The sequence below is a fragment of the Photobacterium arenosum genome, from assembly GCF_014841115.1.
GTDB classification, from domain to species: domain Bacteria; phylum Pseudomonadota; class Gammaproteobacteria; order Enterobacterales; family Vibrionaceae; genus Photobacterium; species Photobacterium arenosum.
This window is the reverse complement of the sequence record NZ_JACYTP010000001.1, coordinates 262,558-275,248: the sequence shown is the minus strand read 5'-3', so window position 1 is coordinate 275,248 and position 12,691 is coordinate 262,558. Positions and strand designations below refer to the sequence as shown.

Genomic DNA, 12,691 nt, shown 5'->3' with positions numbered 1-12,691 from the left:
CGCATCGATTGTGGTAATTTGTGTCTATGCCACTTAGCTACCCAGGGCTCTTGCCGTCATTTGGGTATATTGGGCTGGTTATCGATGCGTAATCATGTATTGAACTGGGTAGTTTGTTAGGAGAAAGGAATGGAGTTGATGTCGAACTGGAAAGTGACTCTGGTTGCCGGTTTAATCGCAGGAATGCTACTGGCATCGGCAATAGGGCACATTCAGCATCAGCCAACGGTTGCGGAAATGGACAACCTTCGTGAGATAAACACTGAGCAGGCGGAGCAAATACAAAGCCTGAGCACGCGGTTAGAAGCGATGGCGTCAATGGAAACTCAAAAAGCGATTGAATTTGAAGAGTTACAGCAGCAACTTGAGCAAAGAACGCTGGAACTATCTTCAGTACGTGAAGAGCACGCAAAACAAATGGCGGCCCTTAAGCAACAGAAAAAGCAGCTGGTTGTGACAAAAAAACAATTAGACACCAAAGTAGAGACGCTGACTGAAGCAACCCAAAAACAGCAGACTGTACTGTCCAACTCTAAAGCGTTGTACCAGCAGCAGCTAGGGCTGCAAAAACAGCTCAGCCAGGTGGAGGCTAATGTCAAACAAGCGCGGCGTGTTGCCGAGGAGTTCAAAAAGCCGTGCGACGAGTTTAAATCCGGCAAAAGCTGGAACTGGGTTTCTCAGGCTGATTGTGATCGCTATGAAGCAAAATTATCTAAAGTGGCTGAAGCTGAAGTGGAACGAACGGCACTTCAGAACGAACTTGATGAACTGAATGAGAAAATCAATGTTACATTGCCAAAAGATGAGTGATGTTCATGACGATCAACAAGTGTCAACCTGGCAACCTGAGCATTCAGGATGTGTTTTCAGACATACCAGATAACCTGCCGGAAGAGCTGTTTCAGACTCTGATTAATACGTCTGATGTACGTATTGAGCGAATCATCTCCCATGGCCACCAAACACCACCTGACGAGTGGTACGATCAAAATGAAGATGAATGGGTGATGGTCATTCAGGGTGCCGCCGAGCTGGCATTCGATGATGGCCGTTTGCCCGTTCGGTTACGTGAAGGCCAGAGTATCTACCTTCCTGCACACTGCCGTCACCGGGTCAGCTGGACGGCTCCCGGCGCGAATACCATTTGGCTGGCCGTATTTTTTCCGCCTGACTACAATGACCTGTCAATTCTGCCTGAATAAAACCGGCATCAAGAAGACACCGGAGCTGTTGTTGTCTGGTTTTCACTGTGCCGCCAGATAAGGTTTAGCCAACCGGCAAAGCTAGAGCAACTGGAAACTGACGAGCGCTCGCTAATACCTCGGCTTTTTTGGTGATAGTGGCAGCGCTAAGCTGCTGCGTCACTGTAAAGCGAGCTTCCAGAGGCAATGTCAGGCCGCTTTGTTCAGCGGTAATCAATCCGTCTTCTACCAGCTTTTTAATGATGATCTCTGCGGCGGTTAATGCAGAGGACGCTTTAACGATCTCGGTGCGGGCATAGCGGTATCCATCAAACGAGACATCGGCAGCGCGAAGAGAGGGATCGTCTCCCGGAATCTGTTGCGCCCCAAACAGTGGCGGGCCGCCGACACTGGCTGTTTTATACGCTGGCAGATGTTTGGCAATATGCGCGATGGCCCTGTGCGTTCGTTGCTCTATATCACTGGGCTGCCAGCCGTTTCTCAGCATATTTTTGTATAGCGGATTTAAAACAGGTTGAGCACTGTGTTCAGTGCTGCTGACCAGGCCGTCTTTGAAGAGCGTGATGTCTTCTGTCATGCCGTGTAATTGGAAGTAGCCGTCCGGGTAGGGAGTAAGCTGAGCCATTCCCAGCGGGGTGCCACGCTGACCATGGAAAATAATTTCAGGCCATTCTGCTTTGCTGTCTTCCCACCGGGTAACATAGGCCGCTTTAAATTCGACTAAACGTTTACGTTTATAATGCGCCATATCGTCTAAGGTACCGGTTCGGTAACCGCACGCATTGATCAGATAGTCCACTTCCTCTTTGTGGCTGTTGTAAACGCTACTGTCTTCACCCAGAGAACGGTAAGTAATTTGCCATTTATGGGTCTGACTATCCTGCTCTATATGGGTGACTTTGGTATGTGTTCTGACCTGGCTGCTGGGAAGCGCATCCAGTCCCAGAGTGACAGTGGCGGCTAAACGAAAAACACTTACGCCGTACTCCTGAACAAGTACGATGGGGAATTTGAAATTATCCAGGTCAAGGTGTTTTGCGACCGGAACCATCCAATCGTCAGGCGCTGTCGCACGGTCGGGCATTTCACGTTGAGCCAGTCTTTCCAGATCTTCGCGATAATAGAGACGGAAATAATCATCCGGCTCGCCCAATACCGCATTTGCTGCATCAATCTGAACCAAGGCTTTATAGTGTTGTTCAAGCAAAGTCAGCCGGGGAAGCAATAAGTCGGGATGGCCGGGATCCTGTTTCGGAACCGCGATGACTGTGGGGCGAATATTAGCGCTGTGTTTATAGACTCTTAACGTATCGACAGACTGTGTCAGCAGTTGGAGACACTGCTCATCTGAAATGTCACGATACAGATTGCCACCTGCGTGTAAGTGGCAGATAGGAGGACCATTAACCAGGCTTGGCCCTTCCTCGAAAAGATTGACAGAGAAACCTTGCTCGGCAAGCCGAAGTGCAATGGTAGAACCTGCCATTCCGCCGCCAATAACCCCAATTTTCAGATGGCTAAAAGGTTTGTTTGTGCCAGTTTCAGTTGTCATCAGCGGTAAATTCAACATTTTTGTAATTAGTTCTCATGCCGGACATTTTACTTGTCTGGCGCTCCGTTTGAAACAGTGAACATAAACAAACTCATTGATTGTTCATTTTTCTGTCAGTGTGAATTTACAATGTAAACATTGTGCGTGTAGGTGCACATTCAGGGTTAAGTTGCCAATCTGCATGATTGATAAAAGCCTGACCCGACACCTTGCGGATTTACCTGCTGTCAGTGGTATTTTTTTGACTTGAATGACCAAGAAAGACCCATTTTAGGGTTTTTGTCACAGATTATGCTTAAAAATCGCTTCAGCTGAATGTCTTAATAAAGATATCGGCGCGCTATAACCTGCTTATAACCTTGCCAAAATTGATATTCCTGACTAAACCCTTAGAGGTAGTGGTGAACTAATAACAAGGAAAATTTTATGATTCGAATAATCAAATTTGTTCCGTTGGCGATTTTTTTGTCTGGTTCAGTTGTCGCCGCGACAGAGAATCCGTGGTATTTCGGCGCCCGAGTGGGTGGCACACATTTCAACAATTTTGATGGTGCTATTGATGGCCAGAAAAGTGATTACGGGCAAGATGACTGGGGTGGAGGCGTTTTTCTGGGATATCAGTTCTCTCCTTCGGTTGGTTTAGAGGGTGGTTACACCTACCTTGGTGAAGCCGATTATGATTTAGGCAGTGGTGGCTTTGAAGCTTATGGTTTGGATTTAGTTGCCAAGCTGACATGGCCTGTAACAGATGTTGTTGATCTGTATGCTAAAGCGGGCGGTTTTTTCTTTAATGTCGATAACACGGTAAATGGTGCAGATGATAGTGGTACATCGGGCACTGCAGGGGTTGGGGCTGAGTTTTATATGAATCCCAACGTATCAACACGCTTAGAATATCAATATTACAATCAGGTTGGGCGCAGTGAGCCTGGTAAGGCAGATATTCATTTCTACGGTTTGAGCCTGGTTTATCACTGGGGAGCACCAGCGGCCGCGGCAGTTGTTGAAGAGGCGGCTCCGCTGCCAGAGCCCGCGCCTTTACCTGCTGCGACTATCCAGCCACTTCGGGTGGCATTGCCGTTTAACTTTGACAGTAGTCAGTTAACGCAAGAAGATATCACGCGCCTGCAACCCATTGCCGATCGTTTAGTGAATTATCCTGACAGTAAACTTCAGGTAATTGGCCACACAGATGCTTCAGGTACACCGGCTTATAATCAGAAACTGTCTGAAGAACGGGCAGCAGCAGTCGCTGGCTATCTGGCGGGCTACTTCAGTATTGGTATGGACAGAATTGAGATTAAAGGATTTGGCGAGCGGGATCCTATTGCAACGAACAACACTGAAGAAGGACGAGCGCAAAACCGGCGGGTAGAAGCTTATATGCCTGGTATGTCAGCCAGTAGTGCCAAATAGTTAAATAAATTATTTCCATTGAAAGCCTTCGCTAGCCGAAGGCTTTTTCTTTAAATGGGAAAAGTAATGTGATTAATGAAGGAAATAAATTAGTGCATTATCGCTCAATTACATTTTAGCTTGAACATCAATTCCAGAAGTGCAATAAGGCACAAGCATTAAATGCTGTAATCCATCAACGTCATCACTGTATGCAACTTGGTACGCTTTTTGGTGAAAAACGTAAATTGAGGATTACTTATGAACAAATGGAAAGTCACTTTCACACTAACAGCGTTATACGCTTTTACGGTGTTTCCTGCATATTCTGCCGCTGTCGATCCTGGTTCTGAGCGAGTATATGAACCGAGAATTGTAGGGGGCGTTGATGCAATCAGCCAGGACTGGCGCTTCTTTACGCAGATAACTAGTCGCTTTAGTAACAGATCATTTTGCGGGGCAAGTTATTTAGGTGGCGGATACGTATTAACGGCGGCGCATTGCGTTGATGGCGATTTGCCGGGGGATTTAGCGGTAAAAGTTGGGGCACATCAATATAATGGCACGGATGGACTTCGTGCTAATGTCAGCCAGATTCATATTCATCCTCAGTACGTTCGCAGTACATTAAGCTATGATATCGCAGTGCTTAAGCTGGATAATGATGTGAATGCGCCTGCGGTTGATATTGCTACGGGCAGTTTGCATCAATATGTGATTGAAGGTGATGATTTGAGAGTTGCTGGCGTCGGACGGCTCTCGGAAGGCGGCATCAGCCCGACAATCTTGCAAGAAGTGACAGTGCCTCTCGTCAGTGATCACGTTTGCCAACAAAGTGGGGGCAGTTATCAGAATGTCGGCATCGACAACTTTTGTGCCGGCTATCCGCAAGGCCAAAAAGATTCATGCCAGGGCGACAGTGGCGGTCCCATTATTGTGAAACACAATAATCAAATAATTCAATTGGGAATTGTTAGTTGGGGGATTGGATGTGCGAGACCAGGTCAGTATGGTGTTTATACTGATATTGCTGCGCTAAGAGAGTGGGTTGACAGTGTGATTGGCGGTCAGGTTGATACCCCTTCACTGGCTTATGATGCAATTACAAACTTGGCTGATTTCACTGTAGGCGAGCGGGTAAGCCATGCTTTTACATTTAAAAATACAGGCTTGGCCCAAGCAAACATTACACGTGTGAATATATTGGAGGCGGGGGTTGCTGAGCAAGCTGTTATTGTCAGTGATACTTGTTCCTCGGCTTCTTTGAATCAGCACCAAAGCTGTAGTGTGCTGGTAGAATTCGGGGCGGGTACACCCGGAAATGCGAAAGTGACGTTGTCTCTTATTGCTCATCACTCTCAATCCGCAATTGAGGCGGTGGTCCAGGCATCTGTACTCAGCGCTGATGGCAGCCAGAACGGAGGCAGTTACGATTACGCTTATCCTGAGGGGCTGGGCCAATATGGTGCAGGCACTATTGTTTTGGGGACCGATGGGATGAGATATCAGTGCCGGCCCTACCCGAACAGCAACTGGTGTAATTCAGGGGGACCGTATGCTCCTGGCACGGGTTGGGCAGCAGGCGATGCATGGAACGCACTTTAAGAAAATAATTGCTGATTGTTGATATCTGTAAGCCGTCAGTACAGAAAGGCATCGCTATTTGCGATGCCTTGATAGTTAGCCTGGTGCTTTACAGTTGGGATGTGTTGCTGTTGAAACGGGCAAACGGCCGATTTCACGCCGTAAATCATCAATACGTGATGCATGGGAAGGGTGGGTTGACAGTATTTCCGGAGGTTGCCCGCCGCCGCTGGCTTTGCTCATGTTTTGCCAAAGCGCCACGCTCTGATTCGGATCGAAACCGGCTTGTGACATCATTCGCAGCCCAATGATATCGGACTCCGATTCCTGCGCACGGCCATAAGGCATCAGAATGCCGTACTGTACACCAAGCCCGAGCCCGGCCATGGCCATTTCCTGATACTCAGTGCCACCGAGGGCGACACTGGAAATTTGCAAACCAAGGTTGGCTAACTGTGAGCGGGACAAGCGCTCATTGCTGTGTTTGGCAAGGACGTGACCAATCTCATGGCCGATAACTGTTGCGAGTTGATCCTGATTCTTTGCGACTTTCAGCAGGCCGGTATACACGCCGATTTTTCCGCCGGGCAGCGCGAAGGCGTTCACCTGATCACTGTCGAATACCACCACTTCCCAGCTTGGTGCTTCTGGCTGGCGGCCAAGCGATGCAGTTAAAGCGCGAGTGACACACTGAACATAGGTGTTAACCTGAGGATCAGTATTGATCTTTTCCTTTGTTTTCATCTCTTCAAATGACTGTGCGCCCAGTTGCGACATGTCCTGTTCAGAGAATAGCAGTACCTGTTGCCGGCCAGTGGGTGAATTACTGCAAGCAGCCAGCAGTAACGCACTTGCCAGCAAACTGGTAACGGGTAAATGGCGAAATGCAATCATAGTTCTCACTCCTCGCTTTTTAGTATATGCCATCCTGTACATCGCTTATCAGCCATTTATATAGATGTTATGCTGGCGCAGTCTAGCTTGTTATAAGGAATCGCAATGTCGATTTGGCAAAAGAAATTTGATCTTAACGACTTAAATCAAACCTCAGTGAACACCCTGGTTCAACACCTCGGCATCGAATACAGTGCCTTTGATGACAATAGCTTGACGGCAATAATGCCAGTAGATTCAAGAACTCACCAGCCTTTTGGTATGTTGCATGGTGGAGCATCGGTCGTTCTGGCTGAAACTCTGGGGTCGATTGCTGCTAACATGTGTGTCAGTGACAATAAGTACTGTGTGGGTCTTGATATCAATGCCAATCATGTACGTGTTGTTCGTACTGGCTTTGTTAAAGGAACGGCCAGCCCTGTACACCTAGGGGCAACGACTCAAGTCTGGCAAATTACTATCACCGATGAGCGGGATAATCTTGTGTGTACAAGCCGGTTAACTATGGCGGTACTAAAACATAAAAAGAAGGACGAAGCATGATTCTGACATTCAGCCAGGGTAGGATTGTAGCTAATCAGCATGAGTTGGTTATTCGTCTTGAAGGGACGGGTAAAGTGACTTTGCAGGCAAGGGCCGATGATATCCGGTTGCTAAGACAACCAAATATCATTACAGCAACAGGGAGTGGCGTGCAATGGTCAATACATTTGGATGATGATGCACAACTTAAAGCCCTGTCAGATTGTATGGGTATTGCCATTGATTCTCATCGTAATTAGAGATTATTTCCTTTTTATAATTATTAGCCATACTTTTACCTTTTTTGGGGGATATATCGCGAAGTTAAGCTTAATGGCTTTTATATCTGATCATTTTTCTACAAAATCGAATGATTACATTTGATTTTTCGATGTATTTAGAGCTTGCAGATTAGCTATTTATTGATGTGGCTATAAGAAAGGATATCTATGCAAGAACCTCAACTTAACAGAATTGCGGTTAACGCTTTTCGTGCTCTGTTTAGCAGTTGCCCTGATTTTTGTAACCTGCAATCTACTTTTTATGGTTGGGTTGCATTTCTTGCTACAGAGAAACGACGAGTGGTTATCAAATTTTGCCGGCAGGCTGGCCGGCTGAGTCAGGAAATTAATTCTCTTAATCGCTTAAGATCAATGGTCGATTGTAAAGTGCCTGAAATTTTATTTTTTGGCTGTGAAGAAGGGCATGAATTTATTGTTATGGAGTGGGTGGAGGGTGTCCCGGCAAATGAACTACCGAATGAAGCACATGCACTGAAGGTATTTTCTGAACATTTTACAGACATTCTTATTAATATGCACAATCAACCCCATGATGAGGGGTTTGAAATAGCAGAGAATAAGTATGATTCCCAGATAATACCTGCATTTGAAATATGGATGGACCCGGTATTTCAGTACGTATTAGACAGAGAATCCCCTTTCTCAGCGGAGCTGAAAAATCATTTCGAAAAACTCTGGGATGACCGTCAGCATGTATTGGAACCCATGAATGAAAAGCCATCTTTTGTGCATGATGATTGTCATTTAGCGAATGTCCTTTTTGATGCAAAGACGTTTAAAGTGGCGGCAATTCTTGATCCTGCCGATGCCGGCATAAAGCATCGGGAGTTTGATGTGTTCCATTTAAATGATATTCGTCCTGAATTGGATCTCATTGCTCGTTATGTGGCGAAATATCCCCTTGCCGAAGGTTATGAAATGCGGCGCTGGTATTTAAGCCTCTGGGACGATGCAAAACATGCATCAAATATCGGCTGGTATGATGAGCAAAGCTTCATGTATAAACTGCAGGAATACCATGTCTTATCTAAAAGGACTGGCAGGATATTTTGAGAGATGTCGCCAAATTGTTTACAATATGCGCGTATTCTCGACCTTTAGTGGCAGCCGTATGAAAAAATTGCTCTTTTTGTTTGTAATATCTCTTCTGTCGGGTTGTGTGTCTTCTCCTTCGACTCAGACCTCAGATCAGAGTGTGGACGTGGCTCAAACTGATAAATCCATAACGTCAGTGCCGGAGAAGCAATCTGAATCAGCTAAGGTGGTTCCGTCCGCACCGGTTGTTGTCACGCCTGCGGAAACCACGCCTCAAACAGCTAACACTCAGCCCCCTGCCGTTAAGGCGCAGCCAAAGAAAGTGAAAACGCGCGATGGCAAGTTGATCCTGGGTCAGCACGAGTGGGTGTGGCTGAGTCCGGCAAAGCAGTTCGTGAAAGTACGGATTAACCAGGAACAAAAAGCATCGACTCTTGGTGTGACCTCACTGGTTCCTTTCGAGCGTGATGGTAATGAATGGGTCAAATTTACTGCTCGCGGTATGGACTTCGAATTACCCGTGACCCGGTGGTCGGGAAAAGAGGACACTAAATCAGCCATTGTCCAGGTAAGAACCATTCTGGGTGATCTTAACGCACTAACCGATTTTGCATTAGTGGAAGGCAAAGATGTTGTGCTTGGTGAGAATTTCACAAAAGACGTGGCGATTGTCGATTCAACCCGTGACTTTGTTCAGCCTAAAAAGAAGAAATGAAGATGCGCGGCAAGACACAGTCTTGATGACAGTGAGCCAGGCAGCCATACCATAAACTGCCTGGCTCAGTGCGATTACGCAGATCTTGTCTGAACTGAGACTTCATAGCTGGTGAATTTACGCACATTGATAACACCAGTGTCGAATATCAGATATTGCCCTTTGATACCAAGTAAAATCCCTTCAACAACAGGTTCTTTGTCGAAATTGTGCGACTGTATTTTCTTTGGATACAAGCTCACCGGGTAAGCAATCTCGACTATGTCCTGATTAAGACGTTCAATGGAATCTGCTCCAAAATGCAGTAACAAATCCTGTAGCTTTTCCTCAATCGCTGGCAGCAGTTTTTCTGCTTCCGCGGTCAAATCGATCGACGCTGCATCTCCTTTCAGCATTGCTCGCCAGTTGGTTTTATCGGCAATAAATTCAGCTAAGGCAACTTCAGCTAACCCGGAAAGATGACGGTTTTTCACTTTTAGTATAGGTAAAGCCTGTGTGGCCCCCTGATCAATCCAACGGGTCGGAATTTGGCTATGACGGGTGATCCCAACTTTAAGGCCTGAAGTATTGGACAGGTAAACATAGTGAGGCACCATACAGTGTGAATCACCCCATTCAGGCTCCCGGCATGTACCTTGCGCATAGTGGCAGGTTTCAGGCTTCATTACACACATGTCACAGCGAGCCAGTTTTTTCATACACGGAAAGCAATGGCCTTGCGAATAGCTCTTTTTCGTTTTTCTTCCGCAGGCATCACAGAAAATATTGCCGCTGAACGTGAGTTGCAGGTGTTGACCAATCAACGGGTTCAGATCGAGGGTTTGGTCTCCAACCAGCAGTTGATAACTGACGACATCGCCAAGCGATGAACGCATTTTACTTAATGTACCTTGCATGATAATTCTCTGCTTACATTGCTTAATATGGGATCTTTGCCCCTGTAGGGTGAGTGTACCATTTCAGGCTTCAACAAGAAAAACCGGCCCAGGTGAAGTGAGCCTGCAGCGTTGTGGATCAACGTTAGGGCGCTTCACTTGGGCCGTTTCAGAAACCGTATTGAATTAACGGTTTTCCAGGCGGTTATAGTCCAGCAAGCCACTTTCAATTGGCCTGTACTGGCGATTGATTTGATTTAACTTATCGCTGAATGCCCAGAAGGCAGGATTAGTTCGACGTACGGCGACGTTATTCAACAGTGCCCGGTAATCCTGCTCACTGTAGATTCTCTTCGCTTGCGAAACAATATCCGGCAGATCAGTTTCTCTGATATGCCAGAAAGCGCTTGGATAACTGCCAAGCAAACCGTTAACCAGTGTCAGATTATCGTTAGACGGTAATCGGTTTTTCTCCTCGTCGAACAGACTTGAAATGTTTTTGTGCGCGCTGTTACGCACAAGGGTCAGCAACTGCGGTGGTGTATTTGGCTCTGCTGGCTCAATCATGATAAAGGTCAGTTCAGGAAACAGCGTGGCCTGGCGACCTTGTATCCGGGCTAAAGCACGTAACTGATTGAGACTCGCTTTACTGAGTTGCACATTGTCCAGTGAATAACGGGTGTTATTCTGATCGACATCTTTGAGCTTGGTCTGCAGCATTCCCAACAGCTCGGCTTTGGGATTTGACGTTTTATACTCAATACCCGACGGCTGTGAGAAGTCGTTGATATCACCTTCAAGATAATGCAACAGGCTCTGGTTCGAATCCTGATACCAGGTGGCAAGTTCCGCACGACGCGTTGTAGGAGGGAGGAGCGACAGGAAGTTTGACTCACCTTCCATACGCAGGAAATCCATATACATCCTGGTCAGTAACTGGTGGCCAAAATTGCCGTACACATCAAACCCGGCAACGAGAAGATAATGGATACGCTCAATCAGTGAATAGTCAAGCACCCAAGCGGTTTTGGGTTGTTCACCCACCAAGCCTTTAACTACGGTTGCGCTGTCAAAATGGCGGAAAATAGTAAGGGCAGCGTTGTCGTTGGTGCCATCTCCATCCCAGATCAAATCGGTCGTCAGATGCTGGCCATTTTTCAAAGCATCATTGAGATAGGCATTTTTTGCCTTAAGAAACCGTCCTTGTTGCTTTGAGTATGTCACCCAATTATGCAGTGGCAGGGTGGTGCTGTTTTTCTCTGCCGGCAAGCGAAGATTATCGGCCTGAGTGGCATAAAAGGCTGCCACTTGCGGTGAGTCAGCGATATCTGGATCGACGAAGACAACCCAGAACCTGTCATTGATGACATTCAGTGCTAATTGACCCCGACAGACAGGACCTTTGATAAACCCCATGATAGTGTGCTGAGCATTGTCGATCATATACCGGTAACGGGCACCAACAGGCAACTGCTCAAAGGCGAGCAAGGGGTTAGCAGCAAGCTCCGGGGTATAACCGGGCAAGGCGCTCACTGTATAGTCTGGTTTAATGAAGTGTGCTTTCAGGCGAGCCATACGTTCGCCGGTAAGGGCAAATGGCATATGGGTTTTGTCTATAATGGTTTCCCGAACCGGCAGGATTCGATAATAAACGCGCTTAACGCCAGGATCATCAAAGGGACGACGGGTGGCAATGATATCTACCGGTTTTCCTGGTGCTGTGCGTGAACGTACAATCCTGAAAAATGGGGGGTGCTCAGCTGATTGCTCAGCATCGGGAAAATAGAGATGCGAAACAAACCAGTGCTCATACAGATAGCGCGCGGTAAGCTGATGTTTTAAATCATCTGCATTGAGAAAAGCTTCCCACTCCGTTATTTGAGGTTTTACTGCCTGAGGCGTCTCATATTGCGTTGCCATCGGCGCACCGGCAGCAATCCAGTCCATAAGAATCTGGTTTTCATCATCTGCTAGCTTAGGCAGCCCGTACGGCATGCCCCATAGAGGATAACTCTGCTCGTAAGCTGACATTTCTTCAATGGTCGGACATTGCTCATTTCTGTCCAGGGAGAAATCCCAGTTGCCAGACAGTACCTGCTCATCAGGCAGGGGATGGGTTTGTTTCAGCATTAACATTCTGGAGATTACACTGAGCTGCGTATTGGCCTCTGAGCTTTGCACTCTTTCGTTAAGTACTGCTGTAAATCCTTTCCTGCGCCATTCTTCAGTGCTGTGGGCGTCCACGAACATACGGGTTGTGTTAGCAGCAATCAGACGGGTGCCCTGATAGACTTTTTCTTTGTTTGCCCCTCTGTCTATGCCTTCGGCGGAGGACATTTTTAACTGGCAGGGCGCATCGTAGCAGGCATGGCAAACTACGCAGCGATTCTCCACCAAAGGTTTGACTTCATTGAGATACCGTTGAGCCAGGCTTGTTTCAGCAGGCAGAATTCTTTTCTGAGGCGCAGGCTTGCCGTACATCTGGTCGAGATTAAACCCGGCATAGGTTGCACAACCGGATACGATCAACCCCAGGAGAAGTAACAACGGACGTCGAGTCAGTTTGGATAAATGAACAGTCATATGAGATAAATATCTGCCATAAAAGCAATAAG

At 47.0% G+C, this 12,691-nt stretch carries 12 protein-coding genes; 8 read left to right on the top strand and 4 right to left on the bottom strand.

Features of this window, described 5'->3' with window-relative positions; all coding sequences use genetic code 11:
• Positions 1-138: 138 nt before the first annotated feature.
• A complete protein-coding gene (locus IFO68_RS01250; protein ID WP_225444993.1) occupies positions 139-810 on the top strand; it encodes a chromosome segregation ATPase in 672 nt (223 codons plus the stop codon).
• A 5-nt stretch (positions 811-815) separates the two neighbouring features.
• Entirely contained in the window at positions 816-1,202 is a 387-nt protein-coding gene (locus tag IFO68_RS01245; RefSeq protein WP_192013944.1) for a cupin domain-containing protein, read from the top strand.
• 64 nt (positions 1,203-1,266) lie between these two features.
• Here IFO68_RS01245 and IFO68_RS01240 read toward each other — a convergent pair whose 3' ends face one another.
• Positions 1,267-2,754, bottom strand: a complete 1,488-nt coding sequence (locus IFO68_RS01240; RefSeq protein ID WP_192013943.1) for an FAD-dependent oxidoreductase — start codon at positions 2,752-2,754, stop codon at positions 1,267-1,269.
• Between the two features lie 426 nt (positions 2,755-3,180).
• Between IFO68_RS01240 and IFO68_RS01235 the strand changes: the two genes are divergently transcribed.
• Both IFO68_RS01235 and IFO68_RS21965 read left to right on the top strand, forming a co-directional pair.
• Entirely contained in the window at positions 3,181-4,170 is a 990-nt protein-coding gene (locus tag IFO68_RS01235; protein ID WP_192013941.1) for an OmpA family protein, read from the top strand.
• A gap of 240 nt (positions 4,171-4,410) precedes the next feature.
• Positions 4,411-5,754, top strand: coding sequence for a trypsin-like serine protease (locus IFO68_RS21965; protein WP_192013939.1), 1,344 nt, complete (start codon positions 4,411-4,413; stop codon positions 5,752-5,754).
• A gap of 75 nt (positions 5,755-5,829) precedes the next feature.
• Here IFO68_RS21965 and IFO68_RS01225 read toward each other — a convergent pair whose 3' ends face one another.
• Positions 5,830-6,627 (bottom strand): M48 family metallopeptidase, encoded by a 798-nt coding sequence (locus tag IFO68_RS01225; protein ID WP_192013937.1) that lies wholly within the window; start codon positions 6,625-6,627, stop codon positions 5,830-5,832.
• 105 nt (positions 6,628-6,732) lie between these two features.
• Here IFO68_RS01225 and IFO68_RS01220 point away from each other — a divergent pair, with 105 nt between their 5' ends.
• From IFO68_RS01220 to IFO68_RS01205, 4 genes are all read left to right on the top strand, one after another.
• Positions 6,733-7,170 (top strand): hotdog fold thioesterase, encoded by a 438-nt coding sequence (locus IFO68_RS01220; protein ID WP_192013935.1) that lies wholly within the window; start codon positions 6,733-6,735, stop codon positions 7,168-7,170.
• Complete coding sequence (locus IFO68_RS01215; RefSeq protein WP_192013934.1) at positions 7,167-7,409, top strand: DUF3389 domain-containing protein; 243 nt, start codon at positions 7,167-7,169, stop codon at positions 7,407-7,409. The genes IFO68_RS01220 and IFO68_RS01215 overlap by 4 nt, the downstream gene beginning before the upstream one ends.
• Positions 7,410-7,598: 189 nt before the next feature.
• Positions 7,599-8,504 carry a phosphotransferase gene (locus IFO68_RS01210; RefSeq protein ID WP_192013933.1) on the top strand — a complete coding sequence of 302 codons (906 nt, stop codon included), beginning with the start codon at positions 7,599-7,601 and terminating at the stop codon, positions 8,502-8,504.
• A 58-nt stretch (positions 8,505-8,562) separates the two neighbouring features.
• Complete coding sequence (locus tag IFO68_RS01205; protein ID WP_192013932.1) at positions 8,563-9,201, top strand: putative ATP-dependent zinc protease; 639 nt, start codon at positions 8,563-8,565, stop codon at positions 9,199-9,201.
• A gap of 74 nt (positions 9,202-9,275) precedes the next feature.
• Here IFO68_RS01205 and IFO68_RS01200 read toward each other — a convergent pair whose 3' ends face one another.
• Both IFO68_RS01200 and IFO68_RS01195 read right to left on the bottom strand, forming a co-directional pair.
• Positions 9,276-10,097 (bottom strand): DUF2797 domain-containing protein, encoded by an 822-nt coding sequence (locus IFO68_RS01200; protein ID WP_192013931.1) that lies wholly within the window; start codon positions 10,095-10,097, stop codon positions 9,276-9,278.
• A 165-nt stretch (positions 10,098-10,262) separates the two neighbouring features.
• Entirely contained in the window at positions 10,263-12,659 is a 2,397-nt protein-coding gene (locus IFO68_RS01195; protein WP_192013930.1) for a fatty acid cis/trans isomerase, read from the bottom strand.
• Between the last annotated feature and the right edge of the window lie 32 nt (positions 12,660-12,691).

Bases quoted from the DNA above. Each gene is read 5' to 3' on its own strand.
- IFO68_RS01250 (WP_225444993.1), top strand. From the start codon at position 139: ATGTCGAACTGGAAAGTGACTCTGGTTGCCGGTTTAATCGCAGGAATG.
- IFO68_RS01245 (WP_192013944.1), top strand. From the start codon at position 816: ATGACGATCAACAAGTGTCAACCTGGCAACCTGAGCATTCAGGATGTG.
- IFO68_RS01240 (WP_192013943.1), bottom strand. From the start codon at position 2,754: ATGACAACTGAAACTGGCACAAACAAACCTTTTAGCCATCTGAAAATT.
- IFO68_RS01235 (WP_192013941.1), top strand. From the start codon at position 3,181: ATGATTCGAATAATCAAATTTGTTCCGTTGGCGATTTTTTTGTCTGGT.
- IFO68_RS21965 (WP_192013939.1), top strand. From the start codon at position 4,411: ATGAACAAATGGAAAGTCACTTTCACACTAACAGCGTTATACGCTTTT.
- IFO68_RS01225 (WP_192013937.1), bottom strand. From the start codon at position 6,627: ATGATTGCATTTCGCCATTTACCCGTTACCAGTTTGCTGGCAAGTGCG.
- IFO68_RS01220 (WP_192013935.1), top strand. From the start codon at position 6,733: ATGTCGATTTGGCAAAAGAAATTTGATCTTAACGACTTAAATCAAACC.
- IFO68_RS01215 (WP_192013934.1), top strand. From the start codon at position 7,167: ATGATTCTGACATTCAGCCAGGGTAGGATTGTAGCTAATCAGCATGAG.
- IFO68_RS01210 (WP_192013933.1), top strand. From the start codon at position 7,599: ATGCAAGAACCTCAACTTAACAGAATTGCGGTTAACGCTTTTCGTGCT.
- IFO68_RS01205 (WP_192013932.1), top strand. From the start codon at position 8,563: ATGAAAAAATTGCTCTTTTTGTTTGTAATATCTCTTCTGTCGGGTTGT.
- IFO68_RS01200 (WP_192013931.1), bottom strand. From the start codon at position 10,097: ATGCAAGGTACATTAAGTAAAATGCGTTCATCGCTTGGCGATGTCGTC.
- IFO68_RS01195 (WP_192013930.1), bottom strand. From the start codon at position 12,659: ATGACTGTTCATTTATCCAAACTGACTCGACGTCCGTTGTTACTTCTC.